The 14,047-nt window shown below is 73.4% G+C and carries 13 protein-coding genes and 1 tRNA gene; 5 read left to right on the top strand and 9 right to left on the bottom strand.

All coding sequences use genetic code 11. From position 1 onward, the window contains the following. Positions 1–29: 29 nt before the first annotated feature. A complete protein-coding gene (locus tag AB0H87_RS12005) occupies positions 30–356 on the bottom strand; it encodes a multidrug efflux SMR transporter (protein WP_360143053.1) in 327 nt (108 codons plus the stop codon). A gap of 14 nt (positions 357–370) precedes the next feature. Continuing rightward, the gene (locus AB0H87_RS12000; protein ID WP_360143051.1) at positions 371–2,401 is read right to left on the bottom strand and encodes a molybdopterin-dependent oxidoreductase; all 2,031 of its coding nucleotides are present in this window, start codon (positions 2,399–2,401) and stop codon (positions 371–373) included. A 102-nt stretch (positions 2,402–2,503) separates the two neighbouring features. On the opposite strand from AB0H87_RS12000, the gene AB0H87_RS11995 reads away from it, so the two are divergent. Both AB0H87_RS11995 and AB0H87_RS11990 read left to right on the top strand, forming a co-directional pair. After that, on the top strand, positions 2,504–2,683 hold the full coding sequence (locus AB0H87_RS11995) for an antitoxin (RefSeq protein WP_360143049.1): 180 nt from the start codon (positions 2,504–2,506) through the stop codon (positions 2,681–2,683). Between the two features lie 30 nt (positions 2,684–2,713). Next, positions 2,714–3,100 carry an MmcQ/YjbR family DNA-binding protein gene (locus AB0H87_RS11990; RefSeq protein WP_360143047.1) on the top strand — a complete coding sequence of 129 codons (387 nt, stop codon included), beginning with the start codon at positions 2,714–2,716 and terminating at the stop codon, positions 3,098–3,100. Here the strand turns inward: AB0H87_RS11990 and AB0H87_RS11985 are convergent. Further along, positions 3,085–4,089, bottom strand: a complete 1,005-nt coding sequence (locus AB0H87_RS11985) for a hypothetical protein (RefSeq protein ID WP_360143045.1) — start codon at positions 4,087–4,089, stop codon at positions 3,085–3,087. The two genes, AB0H87_RS11990 and AB0H87_RS11985, sit on opposite strands and share 16 nt — an antisense overlap. Positions 4,090–4,142: 53 nt before the next feature. On the opposite strand from AB0H87_RS11985, the gene AB0H87_RS11980 reads away from it, so the two are divergent. Together AB0H87_RS11980 and AB0H87_RS11975 are read left to right on the top strand one after the other, a co-directional pair. Further along, complete coding sequence (locus AB0H87_RS11980; protein WP_360143043.1) at positions 4,143–4,652, top strand: SigE family RNA polymerase sigma factor; 510 nt, start codon at positions 4,143–4,145, stop codon at positions 4,650–4,652. Next, the gene (locus tag AB0H87_RS11975; protein ID WP_360143041.1) at positions 4,649–5,932 is read left to right on the top strand and encodes a hypothetical protein; all 1,284 of its coding nucleotides are present in this window, start codon (positions 4,649–4,651) and stop codon (positions 5,930–5,932) included. Before AB0H87_RS11980 ends, AB0H87_RS11975 begins: the two co-directional genes overlap by 4 nt. Here the strand turns inward: AB0H87_RS11975 and AB0H87_RS11970 are convergent. The 3 genes from AB0H87_RS11970 to orn form a co-directional block, all read right to left on the bottom strand. Then, on the bottom strand, positions 5,929–6,756 hold the full coding sequence (locus AB0H87_RS11970; RefSeq protein ID WP_360143039.1) for a hypothetical protein: 828 nt from the start codon (positions 6,754–6,756) through the stop codon (positions 5,929–5,931). The genes AB0H87_RS11975 and AB0H87_RS11970 overlap by 4 nt on opposite strands. A gap of 108 nt (positions 6,757–6,864) precedes the next feature. Beyond that, positions 6,865–6,940: transfer RNA gene (locus tag AB0H87_RS11965), tRNA-His, on the bottom strand. A gap of 85 nt (positions 6,941–7,025) precedes the next feature. Continuing rightward, positions 7,026–7,616, bottom strand: a complete 591-nt coding sequence (orn, locus tag AB0H87_RS11960) for an oligoribonuclease (protein WP_360143037.1) — start codon at positions 7,614–7,616, stop codon at positions 7,026–7,028. Between the two features lie 74 nt (positions 7,617–7,690). On the opposite strand from orn, the gene AB0H87_RS11955 reads away from it, so the two are divergent. After that, a complete protein-coding gene (locus AB0H87_RS11955) occupies positions 7,691–8,878 on the top strand; it encodes a glycosyltransferase 87 family protein (RefSeq protein WP_360143036.1) in 1,188 nt (395 codons plus the stop codon). Between the two features lie 118 nt (positions 8,879–8,996). Here the strand turns inward: AB0H87_RS11955 and AB0H87_RS11950 are convergent, their stop codons facing one another. The 3 genes from AB0H87_RS11950 to AB0H87_RS11940 form a co-directional block, all read right to left on the bottom strand. Then, positions 8,997–11,585 (bottom strand): hypothetical protein, encoded by a 2,589-nt coding sequence (locus AB0H87_RS11950; protein WP_360143035.1) that lies wholly within the window; start codon positions 11,583–11,585, stop codon positions 8,997–8,999. A gap of 150 nt (positions 11,586–11,735) precedes the next feature. Further along, a complete protein-coding gene (locus AB0H87_RS11945) occupies positions 11,736–12,464 on the bottom strand; it encodes a YcnI family protein (RefSeq protein WP_360143034.1) in 729 nt (242 codons plus the stop codon). A 13-nt stretch (positions 12,465–12,477) separates the two neighbouring features. After that, on the bottom strand, positions 12,478–14,047 hold a 1,570-nt coding region (locus tag AB0H87_RS11940; RefSeq protein ID WP_360143033.1), incomplete at its 5' end, for a copper resistance protein CopC.

The following is a 14,047-nucleotide window of genomic DNA, read 5'->3' as shown; positions in this document are numbered from 1 at the left end:
CGACCCTAAGCGGCCTACGCCACCACGCCCTAGTGGCTGGTCGTGCGACCCAGCTCGAGGGCGACGACGCCGGCGATGATCAGGACCAGGCCGCCGATCTGCACCGGCGAGAGCGACTCGTGCAGGAACAGCGCGCCGATGATGGCGATCAGCGCGACCCCGATCGCCGACCACACCGCGTACGCCACACCGACGTTCATCCCGAGCTTGAGCGACTGCGACAGCGCGTAGAACGCGAAACCGTAACCGACCACGAGGATCAGCGTCGGCCAGAGGCGGGTGAAACCCGCCGAGGCGCGCAGCGACAGTGTGGCCGCGACCTCGGAGACGATCGCACCGGCCAACCAGAACCACACCCGTGGTGCCCCTCTCAGTACGCGGTCAGCTCGACCCGGATGTCGTGGAAGGTCGGCGCGCCGCCGAGGTCGGCGTCACGGACGGCGGTCACCGCGTTGACGGTGTTGCGACCGGGACTGCGCTTGGCCCAGTAGGCCTTGAAGGTGAACGCGACGCCCGGCCGGGTGGCGTCGTCGACCGCCACCGCCGCGTCGAACGCGCCGTTGGCGTTGTGCACCTTGACTTGCGCACCGTCGGCGAGCCCGCGCGCGGCCGCGTCGGCCGGGTGCAGGTGGATCCGCGGCGGGCCCATCTTCTTCTCGTGCCACGGCAGCGACGCGAACGTGGAGTTGAGGAAGAACCGCCCCGCGGGCGCGATCAGCACCAGGCCCGCCTCGTCGTGCGCGGCCGGCGGGGTGTAGCCGACCAGCGGGTCGACGCCCACCGCGGCCAGCGAAGGGTCGTGCAGCCGGGCGCGGCCGGTCGGGGTCGGGAAGCCGCCCTTGGCGAACGGCGCGCTGCCGACGGGGACGCCGGTGGTGCGGGCCCAGGCGCGCTCGGCCAGCTCCTCGAAGGTGACGGGCCCGCCGGCCAGGTGCTGGCGCACGAGCTCCTCGTCGGCCTCGCGCAGCCGTGGGTGGTCGAGCCCGAGCGCGGCGGCGATCCGGCGGAAGATCTCGGTGTTGGGCAGGGCCTCGCCCGGCGGCGTGGTGGCCGGCAGGTTGAGCGCCGTGTAGTGGTGACCGTAGGAGCTGACCAGGTCGAGGTGCTCGGGCTGCATCGTGGCGGGCAGCACGACGTCGGCGTAGTCGCAGGTGTCGGTCCACCGCTGCTCCAGCACCACGGTGAACAGGTCGGCGCGGAGCAGGCCGGTGCGCAGCCGGGTCTGGTCGGGCGCGGTGGCCGCCGGGTTGGCGTCGAAGACCACGAGCGAGCTGACGGGCGGGTCGGCCTCGCCGGTCAGCACCTGGGCGAGGCGGCTCATGTTGACCCGCCGGGCCCGCGGCTGTGGCAGGTCGGCCGGGCGCGCGACGTCGGTCTCGCCGCCCGGGAAGTGCCCGCTCGTCATGCACAGCGCCCCGCCACCCGGGTAGCGGAAGTCGCCCGTGACCAGCGGCAACGCACAGATCGCCCGGATCGCCTGGCCCGCGCCGGCGTGCCGCTGCAGGCCGAGCCCGACCTTGATCGCGGTCGGCCGGGTGGTCGCGACGCGGTCGCCCAGGTCGCGCAGCACGGCCGGGTCGAGCCCGCACTCGGCGGCGGCCCGCTCGACCGGCCACTCGGCGAGCCGCTCGGCCAGCTCCGGCCAGCCGTCGACGTGGGCCTCGAGCCACTCCAGGTCGGCCGCGCCGGCGTCGACGACGTGCCGCATCAGGCCGAGGGCGAGCGCCCCGTCGGTGCCGGGCAGGGGCGCGACGTGCGCGTCGCAGCGACCGGCGGTGTCGGTGCGCAGGGGGTCGATGGCGACGACGTAGGCGCCGCGGCGGCGGGCCTCCTGCACGAACGGCCAGAGGTGCAGGTGCGTGGAGAGCAGGTTGGCGCCCCAGAGCAGGATCAGCCCGGCCTCGACGATCGACTCGGGCTCGAAGCCGACCATCCCGCCGTAGAGCGAGTCGAGCGCGGCGCCCGCGGCGGCCGTGCAGATCGTGGTGCGCAACCGGCTGGCACCGAGGTGGGCGAAGAGCCGCTGGCCCATCGTGTAGCCCTGGACGTCGCCCATCGTGCCGGCGAAATAGTAGGGCAGGACCGACTCGGCGCCGTGCCTGTCGATGCTGTCCCGCAGCCCGGTCGCCACCCGCTCCAGCGCCTCGGGCCACCCGGCCGGCCGGAAGGCGATGGGGCCCGCGCCCTTGGGGCCCACCCGGACCATCGGGGTGGTCAGGCGGTCCGGGCCGTTGACCGCGTCGAGGTAGCGGTTGACCTTGCCACAGAGCACGCCCCGGGTGAACGGGTGCTCGGCGTCCCCGCGGATCTCCACCGCCCGCCCGTCCTCGACGGTCAACTGCCAGACGCAGGTGTCGGGGCAGTCCAGGGGGCAGGCGCCGCGGTGCGTGGTTCGGGCCATGCGGCGATGCTACGTGAGCCCCAGCGGCACCATCTCTCGCATTTTCCCGCAGGTCAGCGCGCCGGCCGGTTTGGCGGTGCCGGGCGGGGGAAGACGGCCGGCATGGGATTCATGGACCGATTGAAGAACCTTGCCGGTAAGCACGACGACAAGGTCGACCAGGGCATGCAGAAGGCCGGCGACAAGATGGACGAGCGCACCGGCAACAAGTACGACCAGCAGACCGACAAGGCCGTCGACGAGGGCCAGCGCCGCACCGGCGGCGGCGACACGATGCCCTGAGCGGCCCCGGGTTGCCGTACCGTCAGCGGCATGGCGACCCTGGACGACGTTGCCCGGCTGGCGGCACGGCTGCCGGAGACGACGGAGAGCGAGCGGCACGGCAACCGCGCCTGGTCGGTCGCGGGCAAGGCCTACGCGTGGGAACGGCCGTTCAGCAAGGCCGATCTCAAGCGGTACGGTGACGCGCCCGTTCCGGCGTATCCGATCGTCGCGACCGCGGTGGGTGACCTCGCCGAGAAGGAGGCCGTCCTCGCGGCGGGGACGCCTGGCATCTTCACGATCCCGCACTTCGACGGGTACGCGGCCATCCTCATCGAGCTCACCGAGGTCGACGCTGGGGCGCTGGAGACGGCGCTGGTCGACGCCTGGCTCGCCAAGGCGCCGGCCAAGCTGACCCAGGCTTATCTGGCCGGCTGACCGTAGAGCGCCGCCAGCGCGTGGAAGGCGAGCTTCGGCTCCCACCCGCCGTCCGGCTTGATCGCGACGAGGCCGTAGGAGGCGACGTCCAGGTCGTGCGCCGGATCGTCCGGCCGGTGCGGCAGGGCGAAGCCCGCGAAGGTGAACCAGAACGCGCCCGCGATCCCCTCCGCGTCGAACACCGCGTCCAGCTCGTGCAGGTACTTCACCTGCTCGGGCTCGAACCGCTCGTACTCCGTGGGGATCGACCGGTCCTCGGTCACGATCGTCCAACCCAGACCGCCGCGGTCCGCCGCGCCGCGATAGGTGCAACAGCCGAACTCGGTGACCACGACCGGACGACCGAAGCGGTGGTACGCCCGCAGGTCGTCCGCGTACCGCGCGGCGTTGGAGGCGTCCCGGTAGGCGTCCACCGCGACGATGTCGAACAGCTCCCAGTCGACCTGCTCCCAGAGCCCGGCCGCGTACGTGATCCGGCCGCCGAACACCAGCCGGGCCGCCGCGACCGCCTCCCGCTGCACGTCGCGGGCCCGCTGGAAGCCCGCCAGCAGCGGCGCCCGGCGCTCCGGTGTGGACCACGTGGCCGGGTCCGTCATCGTCCCAGTGCGGCCCGCGAGCCCCTCCCCTGGCACGAAACCCTTGCTGAACAGCGTCAGCTCGCAGCCGAGCACCAGCACGACCTCCCGGTCGACCGCGCGGCGCAGCTCCTCGGCGCGCTCGGCGGCCCCCGTGAGGTAGCGCACCAGCTCGTCGGGCGCGAGGTCGTAGGGAAACGGCGAGAACCACACGTCGAGTCCGGCCGCCGCGGCGTGCCGGCCGGCCGCCAGGATCCGGTCGGGGTCGTCGCCGGAGATCCGCACCGCGGTCGCGTGCAGGTCACCCGCGATCGCGGCCATGTCCCGCCGCACCTCGTCCGCGTCGAACGCCGGCCGGCTGGTGAAGTCGTCGAGCGTCTGACCGGTGTCGTAGTTCACCCCGCGGATCTCCACGATCGCGACGCTACGCTTTCCAACCCGATCGATACCCGGCGCGTGTTACGGCCGTGACCGGCTTCGACGGCTTCCGCGAGTTCGTGCAGGCGCACACCGGCGCCTGGTCCCGGTTGGCCTACGTGCTCGCGGGCAACCACACGGCCGCCGAGGACCTGCTGCAGACCGCGCTGCTCAAGGCGGCCAAGCGGTGGGGCCGGATCCGGGGCTACGACCAGCCCGAGGCGTACGTGCGCCGGGCGATCTACCACGCGGCGGTGTCCCAGTGGCGCCGGCGCGGCGAGTGGCCGGTCGCCGCCGTGCCGGAGCGGGCCGCGCCCGGCGACCGGATCGACGAGGCCACCCGCCGGATGGCGGTCGACGCGGCGCTCGCCCGGCTCAGCCCGCGCCAGCGCGCGGTGCTGGTGCTGCGCTTCTACGAGGACCGGTCGGTGGCCGAGGCCGCGGACCTCCTGGGCGTCACCGAGGGGACGGTCAAGAGCCAGACGGCGTACGCCCTGGGCCGGTTGCGGGCGATCGCACCTCACCTCGCCGAACTGACCATTGAGGAGGTCGACCGATGACCGGGCTGCGCGAGCACTTCGCCGAGACCGCCGAAGCGGCCAAGCACTATGACGTGACCGAAGCCGTGTTACGACAGGCCCGGCGGCGGCGCAGGCTCGGCCGGTCCGTCGCGGCCGGAGCCGCCGCGCTCGTCGCCACGACCGCGGCCGCGGTGCTGGCCGACCGGCCTGCCCCGGGGCCGGTGCTGGACACCGTCGACGCCACCCGGCCCGCCACGCCCGGGCGGCTCGACTGGCTGCCGGCCCGGTTCGTCGCCCCGGGCCCCGGCGCGGTGCCGCTGCTGCCGATCGGCACGGGCGTCGGCGCGGGTGCGCTGGTCTACCGGCGCCTCACCGAGGTGATCCTGCTGGCCAGCGACGGCGCGAGCTACCGAGTGCCCGGCGAGATCCGCGGCCTGTCGCCGGACGGGCGGTGGCTCGCCTACAGCGTCGGCGACGAGCTGGTGCTGCACTCGCTCGCCGACGGCCAGATCCGCACGGTGGCCGACAGTGACGTGACGGGCTGGTCGCTCGACAGCACCCAGGTGGTGTTGACCCTGCGGCGGCCGGACGGGCGGACGCCGACGGCCGCCACCGTCCTGCGTCCCGACGAGGGCGACAACCGCACCGTGCCGGTGCCGGACCCGGACTGGTGGGCGCCGCGGGGGCTGACCGCCGACGGCCAGCTCGTGTTGCTGCCCCGGCGGCTGTTCCCGGATCCGGCCAGCGACTTCCTGTCGACCGGGTCGCCGTTGCCGGGGACTCCGCCACCGGGGGCGGCGACCGAGTCACCCGCGCCGCCGGCTGCCACGCTCACCGTGCCGTCGAGCGCGCTCGGTTTCGGGATCGGCTTCGTCGGCCCGGCCGAGGGCACGGCTCGGTCGGTCACGGTGCTCGCCGACCGTGCGGCGGGCATGGACGATCCCGAGGAGTGGCACGGCGGCGTCGACAAATCGATCTTTGTCCGCGGGGACACCGGCGGGCTGGTGTTCCAGCCGCTGCAGCGGTACCAGGCCGCCGACGGAAACGACTCCTATGGCTTCGGCGACCTGGTCGAGGTCGACCCGGCGACCGGCCGGCCGGTGCGGCAGTTCCGCCTGCCGCCGGCCACCGCCGAGACGGCCGGCCCGCACATGGTCGCGATCGGTCCGGACGGCATCCTGCTGGCCGACGACTCGGGCGACCGGCCGACGACACTCGAGGTGCTCGACCCGGTGACCGGTGACCGGCGTGCCGTCGCCGAACTCGGCCCCGACCTCCGCCTCGACCTCGTCCGCGGCGGCACCTACTTCTGGCCTTAGCGCATCGCGCGCAGGGTCCAGCCGCCCTGTGCCTCGAGCTCGATGACCTGGATGTCCGGCGCGAGGGGTTCCGTGCCCCGGTAGCGGCCGATCTCGTTGATGAACAGCTCGATGCGGTCGTCCTCGCCGTAGCCGCGGACCACGAAGTTGTCGCGGCCGGAGTGGGTGGCGGTGATCCGGCCGCCGAGCGCGGCGGCGTCCGGCACGAGGAACACCGCGGGCTTGCGGCCGGCCGCCTCGCCGGTGAACTTCGGCGCCTTGCTCAGGTCGCGCAGCACGATCTTCCAGGTGCCGGTCGCGCGTACGGCGATCGCCGCCGGCGCCTCGCGGTCGAGCCCGACGGTGCGGTCGCCGGAGTAGTCGCCGATCGCGTTGACGATGAGCCCGGCCGGCTGACCGCTGTCGTCGAGGCCCTCGACGATGAAGTTGCTCGAGCCGTCGTGCGTGATGGTCGCGATGTAGGCGGCGTCCGGTTCGAGCCGGACCTTGACCGTCTTGTTGCCCTTGCCGCTGACCGTGACATCCGAACCGATCACCCGCGGCGGCTCGGCCTCCTCGGTCCGCTCACCGGGCTCCGGGCTCACCCGCGGGAAGGCCGGCTCCTCGCGGCCGGCCCGCGGCGGCGGTGGCGCGTCGTCGTCGGACGACGCCTGGCGCAGCGCCAGCAGCAGGCCGCCGGCGCCGAGGCAGAGGATGAGGACGAACGCGACCCCGCCGCCGACCAGCCAGGGCCAGACCGGCGTCGGCTTCGGCGGGGTGGGCAGCGGGGGCTGCGGCCCGTAACCGGGCATGGGCGGGCCCGGTGGAGGGGTTGGGAGCGTCACTACGGCACCGTAAGCCGGATCGCCGGACCGCGCCGACCCGCGGCGGTCAACTCTTGATCACAAAGGCGAACGGCCCGACCGGGAAAACCCGGCCGAGCCGTCACGCGCTGGGGTGACTGATGGGATTTGAACCCACGACACCCGGGACCACAACCCGGTGCTCTGCCAACTGAGCTACAGCCACCATGCCGACCCGCCCCGGCGTTCCACCGGGCGAGGCGCCGACCAATGATAGCCATAGGCCACCACGGGACGTCGACAGGGTTGTGTCAAAGATCCGCGGCGATGCCCTTCGCGGTCTCCACGTCGGGGCCGGGGAGCGGGACGAAGATCGTGCGGCGGTAGTACTCCAGCTCCCGGATGCTCTCGCGGATGTCGGCGAGGGCGCGGTGGGCGAGGCCCTTGGCCGGCTGACCGAAGTAGACCCGCGGGTACCAGCGCCGGCACAGCTCCTTGATCGAGGAGACGTCGATCATGCGGTAGTGCAGGTGGGCGTCGAGCCGAGGCATGTCGCGGGCGAGAAAGCCCCGGTCGGTGGCGATCGAGTTGCCGCACAGCGGCGCCGTGCGCGGGTCCTTCACGTAGGTCGTGATGTAGGACAGGAGCTGGTCCTCGGCCTCTTCCAGGGTCACGGTCGACCGGCGCACCTCCTCGGTCAGGCCGGACTTGGCGTGCATCTCGCGCACCACGTCGGGCATGCCGTCGAGCTGCGCGTTCGAGGCATGGATGACCATGTCCACGCCCTCGCCCAGCACCTGGAGGTTGGGGTCGGTCACCAGCGCCGCGACCTCGATCAGCGCGTCCTTGCCAAGGTCGAGACCGGTCATCTCACAGTCGATCCAGACCAGAAGATCAGCCACGATCGACAGCCTACGCGCAGGGCACCCTCCACGACCTCCACTAGGCTGCCGGGGTGCAGGCTGCTGCTCCCCCGATGAAGATCAACCCAGGCACCGCCCGGCGGGTCGCCCTGGTGACCGCGCTCACCGCCGCGGCGGTCGCGTTCGTCTGGGTGTACGCGGCCCGCCGCGACTTCTTCGACTTGCGCATCTACGTCAGCGCCCTGCGGTGGTGGGCCGACGGGCACCCGCTCTACGACTACGCGCAGCCCGACCGGGTGCAGGGTGAGCTCTACTTCACGTACCCGCCGTTCGCCGCGCTGCTGCTGCGCCCGTTCGCGGCGGTGCCGGTCGGGTTCACCATCGGCTTCTTCTGCGTCTTCACGGTCGCCGCGGTCGCGGTCGCCGCCTGGTGGTTGACCGCACCCGTCGCCGACCGCCGTGGGCTCCCCCGGTGGCTGCTCGCCGGCCTGCTGTTCCCGGTCGCGCTCGCGGTCGAGCCGACCCGGGAGACGTACTTCTTCGGCCAGATCAACATGCTGCTGGTGCTGCTGATCCTGGCCGACTTCTGCCATGCCGTACCCAGGCGATGGTTCTGGGCCGGTGCCGGTGTCGGCCTGGCCACCGCGATCAAGCTGTTCCCGGGCATCTTCATCCTGTACTTCCTGGTCACCCGGCGCTGGCGGGAGGCGGCGGTGTCGGCCGGCACCGCGGTCGTGGCCACGCTGCTGGCCGCGGCGGTGGCGCCCCGGGACTCGTGGCAGTTCTGGACGTCGTCGCTGTTCTCGACCGAGCGGGTCGGCCGCACCGATTACACGGGCAACCAGTCCTTGCAGGGTCTGCTGGCCCGCCTGGTCGCGCCGTCGGAGCCCGCGAAGGCGCTGTGGCTGGTCGTGGCGCTGGCGGTCGCCGGGTTCGGCATGTGGCGGGCGGCCCGGGCGTTCCGGGCGGGCGACGACCTCGCCGGGGTGACGCTGACCGGGCTGGTCGGCGCGCTGGTCAGCCCGATCACCTGGCCGCACCACGTGTTCTGGTTCGTGCCGGCGCTGGTCGTCCTGGTCGACTCGGGCCGGCGGCGGGACCTGGCACTGGCCGGCGGGACGCTGGCGGTGGCGCTGTACGGGGTGAACACGTTCATCGACTGGGGCGTGGCGCCGGACCCGACGCGGTCGGTCGGCGACTTCCTGCTCCGGAACCTGTACGTGCTCGCCGCGCTGGCTCTGATCGCCCTGTTGCCGGCGCGCAGTAGCCCCCTAGATCCGCCCAGAACCGGACAGACGTAGCCAGTCGCCACTGGAGGGGTTAAACTGGCATTAACGGATGACTTCTCCGGTTGCACCGTTCCCCCGGTGAGAGCGGCCCTTCGCGTCGGCAGCGCGAAGGGCCGCTCTAGCTTTTCGGTCAGCTTGCCTGGTCAGTGGGCCGTTTTGCGGTCGTGGTGGAGCGGCGGCGGGTGGTCGCGGGCCGCTTGGCGGTGAGCGCGGCGACCGCGTTGTGCGCGGGTCCGGGCTCGTCGGTTTCCGGCGCGGGCAGGCCCGCGGCAGTCTTCCGCCGACGCTTGGGCGGCGCCGCTTGTCCCCCGAACGGGGTACCCGTCGAGATTTCCTCGGCGGGTTTCGTGTCGCCCTGAGTCGCCGTCGAACCGGGCTCGGTCGCGGGGGTCGGGCGGGGCTCCGGGCTGGGCTCGGCCGACCGCGTCGGCTCAGCCACGGGGGCCGGCGCCGTCGACGCCGTTTGCTCCGTCTGCTCTGTCGAGGCTGTCGGCTCCGCCGAAACGGCTGGCTCGGTCGCGGCAGCCGCCTTGCGGCGGCGGGCGGGCTTGGCCGCTCCGGTGTCGGCCGCCTTCTTCGCGCGGGTCGTGCCGCGCGGCTTCGAGGCGGCCTCCCCCGGCTTGGCTTCGTCGGCCGAGCGGACCTCGGTGCCGGTGCCCACCGGCGTGCCGACGGCGGCCGGCCCGTGCGCCGCGGTCGGCTCGTCGCTGGCCGAGCCGGCGGTCTCGATGACCTCGGTGCCCTCCATCGGAAGCAACGCGTCCGGCTCGGGTGCGGCCTTCGCCTTGGCCGACTTGGCGGTCGTCCGACGGGTCTTGGCCTTCGCCGGCTTAGCCTCGGTCGCCGGCTCCGCCGCGGCCGCCGTCCCTTCGGCCGCTGTCGCCCCGGATTCGGCCGTCGTCGCCTCAGGGACCGTCGACCCGGCCGCCGTCGGCTCACCTTCAACCGCCGTCGCCGTCACCGTCGGCTCGGCCACCGTCGACTCGGCCACCACCGGCTCGGCCACCACCGGCTCGGCCACCACCGGCTCGGCCACCACCGGCTCGGCTACCGTCGACTCAGATTCGACCGTCGTCGCCTCGCCCACCGCCGGCACGGGCGCCGTCGCCTCGCCCACCGCCGGCACGGGCGTCGTCACCTCGCCCACCGTCGACTCGGGCGTCGTCGACTCGGGCGCCGTCGACTCAGGCGCCGTCGACTCGGACGCCGTCGACTCGGACGCCGTCGACTCAGGCGCCGTCGACTTGGACGCCGGCTTGTCCGCGAGGGTCTCTGCGGTCGGTTCTGTGGCTGTTGGCTGTTCCTGGGCGGCGTCGCGCGGCTGCGGTGCTGTCTTCGCGCGGGTGGCGCGGGTGCGGGTGGCGACTACCGGACGGTCGGGGCTCTGGCCCGTCGGCTCCGTGGCCGTGTCCACGAAGACGACCGGGCGCTTCCTGGCCGCGCGCTTGGTCGGCTGCTCGGGCTCGTCCGACTTGACCGCGCGCAGATGCTTGGGGCCCGAGCGCTGCGACGGCGTCCGCGTGTCCGGCTCGGCCGCGGCGTCCTCGGCGCGGGGTGCCGGCGGGCGTGCGCCCGTGGTCGGGATCGCGGTGGCCGCTCCGGCGGGTGCGCCGGAGGTCGGCACCGCCTCGACCGAGAGCTGTGCGGCGACCGCGGTCACCGCGGGCAGGCCCGCGAGCCGGGCCGCCTCGGCCCGCCGCCAGGCGCTCGGCGACGAGACGGGCTCGTCCGACTCCGCGGACCGGGCCGGCGATGCCGGGCCGGGCTGGGTCGGCGGCCAGGCCGGTCCGGGCGGCGGCGCGGCCGGCATGCCGGCGCCGGCCAGCGCGTCGGCCAGGGTTGCCGGGCGGCCCGGCTGCGTCTCGGACGGCCACTGCGGCCAGGGGCCGTCGGTGCCGCTGGGCTGCTCGCCCGGCAGCACCGGGAGCGGCTCGGAAACCTCGGCCGCCGGCAGGGCCGGCCACACCGGCGGCGGGCCCGCGGGGCCGTCCACCGTGGCCGCGCCGAGGCGCTCGGAGACCTGGGGCACCTGGCTCGGGTCGACCACGAACACCACGTCGCGCGGGCGGGTCGGCCAGGCCAGCGCGAAGATCCCGCCGCCGATCAGGAGCGCCCCGGCGGCGAGCAGGCTCCAGCTCGTCGGGGTGAGCCAGCCCGGCTCGGCGGACGCCCGCACGTCGACCGTCAGCGCGGGGGTCGCGTCGACCCGCATCACCACCAGGCTCAGCTCGCGGCCCTCGACCTCGTTGGCCGTCCACTCGATGGCACCGCTGCCCTGGCGGATCCAGAACGACTGCGAGCCCGGCGTCACACCGCGCGCCGCGGGGCCGAGCTGCGCGCCCGCGCCGCCGACCGGCATGCTGCGCACCGGCAGGTCACCGCGTGCGACGGTGACGGCGTCGACCCGGGTGTACGCGGTGCCGGACAGGTAGTCGCGGACCGCGTCCGCCGGCGCCAGGCCGAAGAACGTCTCGCCGGTCGCGGACAGCCGCATCCGGGTGTTGCCGGCCCGCACGAACGCCGCGTCCTCACGGAGCAGCTTGTCGACGTCCGGCACCACGATCGCCTGGCCGGGCGTGCTGACGGGTTCCAGCGATCCGCTGAACGCGCCGCCGGCGTCCCGATGTTGCATGAGTGTCCACAGTGCACCACCGACCAGCAGCACCGGCAGTCCGATGGTCAGCAACACCAGCCCGGCGACCGTGCGTACGACCCGCATCTGCGTCATCCCCCTTGATCGCGTTACCGGACAAACTGTACCCAACGTGACGATCCGAACACACGACGCAGATGGCGCGGCACGCGGACAAAGAAAATCCCGCCGGTCCAGGGACAACGCCCTGGACCGGCGGGACCGGTCGAAAAAGACCTAGGCGGTCTTGCGGGTACGGATGAACGCCATCCCGCCGAGCACGAGCCCGAGCACGCCCGCGATCAGGCCGGCGATGCCCAGCCCGACGGCGGCGCCCGACGACGAGCCCGAGTCGGCGTCGCCCGCGCCCGCACCGGCGGCCTGCGCGGACACGGTCGGGCCGGTCGTCGGCGCCGCGGCGTCGGCGGCCTTGGTCAGCTTCAGCACCGGCGCCGGGCTCTCCGGCTCCTCGCCACCCTCGACCGGCTCGTCGATCCAGCGCGAGATCTCGCCGTCCGAGTACGTCTGCAGGACCTTGAAGATCATCTGGTCCTTCTCGGGCAGCGGGCCCATGGAGACCGGGAACTCCTGGAACTCGCCCGGCTTGACCCCGCCACCGGCGGCCGCGGTGAAGGTCAGCTTGCCGACCACCTCGGACACCTGGCTGCCGTGCACCTCCAGCGGCGTGGCCAGCTTGCGCTTCTCCACCGCCACCGTCCAACCCGCAACCGGCATGGTCGACACCGACGCGACGGGCGCGTCCTCGGGCAGGTTCACCTCGAGCTTCACGGTCGACGCGGTGTCGCTCTCGTTCGGCACCCGGAACGCCACCCGCGCGTACCCGCCCTGCGTGGCCGCGTTCGGGTTCACGGTGACGTGGGCGAACGCCGGACCGGCGATGCCGAGGGCGACCACGACGGCGCCGGCGCTGAGGGCGGCGGCCTTGGCCAGCCGGTTACGGATCATTGGGGAACCTCTCCTACGAGACGGGCACGGTGGCGGTCACCGTGGCCTGGTCGATGTCGGATATCCGGACGACGAACTTGAACTCCCACTGCCCAGCCCGGGGCAACTGGACGGCGCCCGTGGAGTGCGTCGGCGCGAGCCCGAGCAGCGGGATGTCGATGGCCTCGATGCCGGCCGAGGGCAGCGACGCCGTGCCCTTCCACTCGACGACCACCTGCGGCTGGTTGTCCTTCGTGTACGCGTACAGGTGGACGTCGTTGTTGCCCTGCTGTGCCGGGTCGACCTCGACCTGCAGGTTGAGCTTCGGGCTGGTGGTGATCATGGCCGAGTAGTAGCCCGCCGGCTGCTGCTGGATCGTGGAGTTGGCCGACGCCGTGCGCGCCGGCGTGGTCTGCACCAGCACCGACGACAGCCCGAGCACGACCGCGATGCCGACGACCTCGATCAGCACCGCCCGCCGCAGCGGCTTCGGGTCGTCCGGGGCGGCCCGCTTGCGCACCTGGTTGCGGGAGAACGCGGCCACGCCGAGGACGGCGCCGAACAGCACGACCTTGGCGATGATCAGCTGCCCGTACGTCGTGCTGTAGAGGGCCTTGATCGTGGAGATCTCGACCAGGGCCTGCACGACGCCGGCGAGGAAGAGCGCGGTCACGGACAGCGTCGCCCAGCGTGACCAGACCGGCAGGATCACGCTCAGCTCGCGGGGTGCCGCCTGGCGGAACAGGAACGCGACCAGCATGACGAGGCCGCCGAGCCAGACCGCCATGCCGGCGATGTGCGCGATGTCGACCACGACGGAGACCGCCGGCACCGGCGACGCGCCCGGGTGGCCCGAGATCGGCCAGGTGGCGAGGCCGACCACGCCGAGCACGACGAGCAGCGCCCGGTCGGCCACGCCGCTGCGGCCGGCCAGCAGCGGCCGGAGCAGGAACGCCGACGCCGCGAGGACGCCGAGCCGGATCAGGTGGGCCGTGCCGAACGTGCTGGCGAGCACGTCCCGCAGTGCCGCGCCGTCGAAGTAGCCGCCGCCGGTCGTGTACGGAGCCTGGAGGAACAGGTCGCCGACCGTGGAGAGCCCGATCAGCCCGAGGCCGAGCCAGGCCAGGCCGGCCGGGCGCGCGCGGGACAGCCGCTGGGGCCAGAGCAGGGCGAGCACCAGCGCCGGGCCGACCAGCAGCACCAGGCCGGCGTACCCGAGATACTTGACCACCGGGAACGCGATCTTGAGGAACGTGCTCTCCTCGGTGGGCGGCGCGCTGGTGTCCGACGGGGGCGCGGCCGACGGTGCGCCGACCGAGTAGGTGAAGGCGCCGGCGATCGGGTGGCTGTCGGCCGAGATGACCCGGTAGTTGACCAGGTAGGTGCCGTTGGCGCCGCCGGACTTGAGCGGGATCCGGACCGTGGCGTCGGCGAACTCCGGCTCACCGGCGTCGGCCCGCGAACCGTCCGGCGCGATCACGTGGATCTTGTCGGGCACCTTCCGGACGCCCTCGCTGAAGGTCAGCACGACCTCGGGCGGCGCGGTCGGTACATGAACTGTCCGATCTGGGTGACCACCGCCTCGACGTCGTACAGGACGCGGG

It is taken from the genome of Asanoa sp. NPDC050611 (assembly GCF_040654855.1).
In the GTDB taxonomy this organism is placed as follows: Bacteria; Actinomycetota; Actinomycetes; order Mycobacteriales; family Micromonosporaceae; genus Asanoa.
Note: the sequence above shows the minus strand (reverse complement) of the source record. Positions and strands in the feature narration are given on the sequence as shown.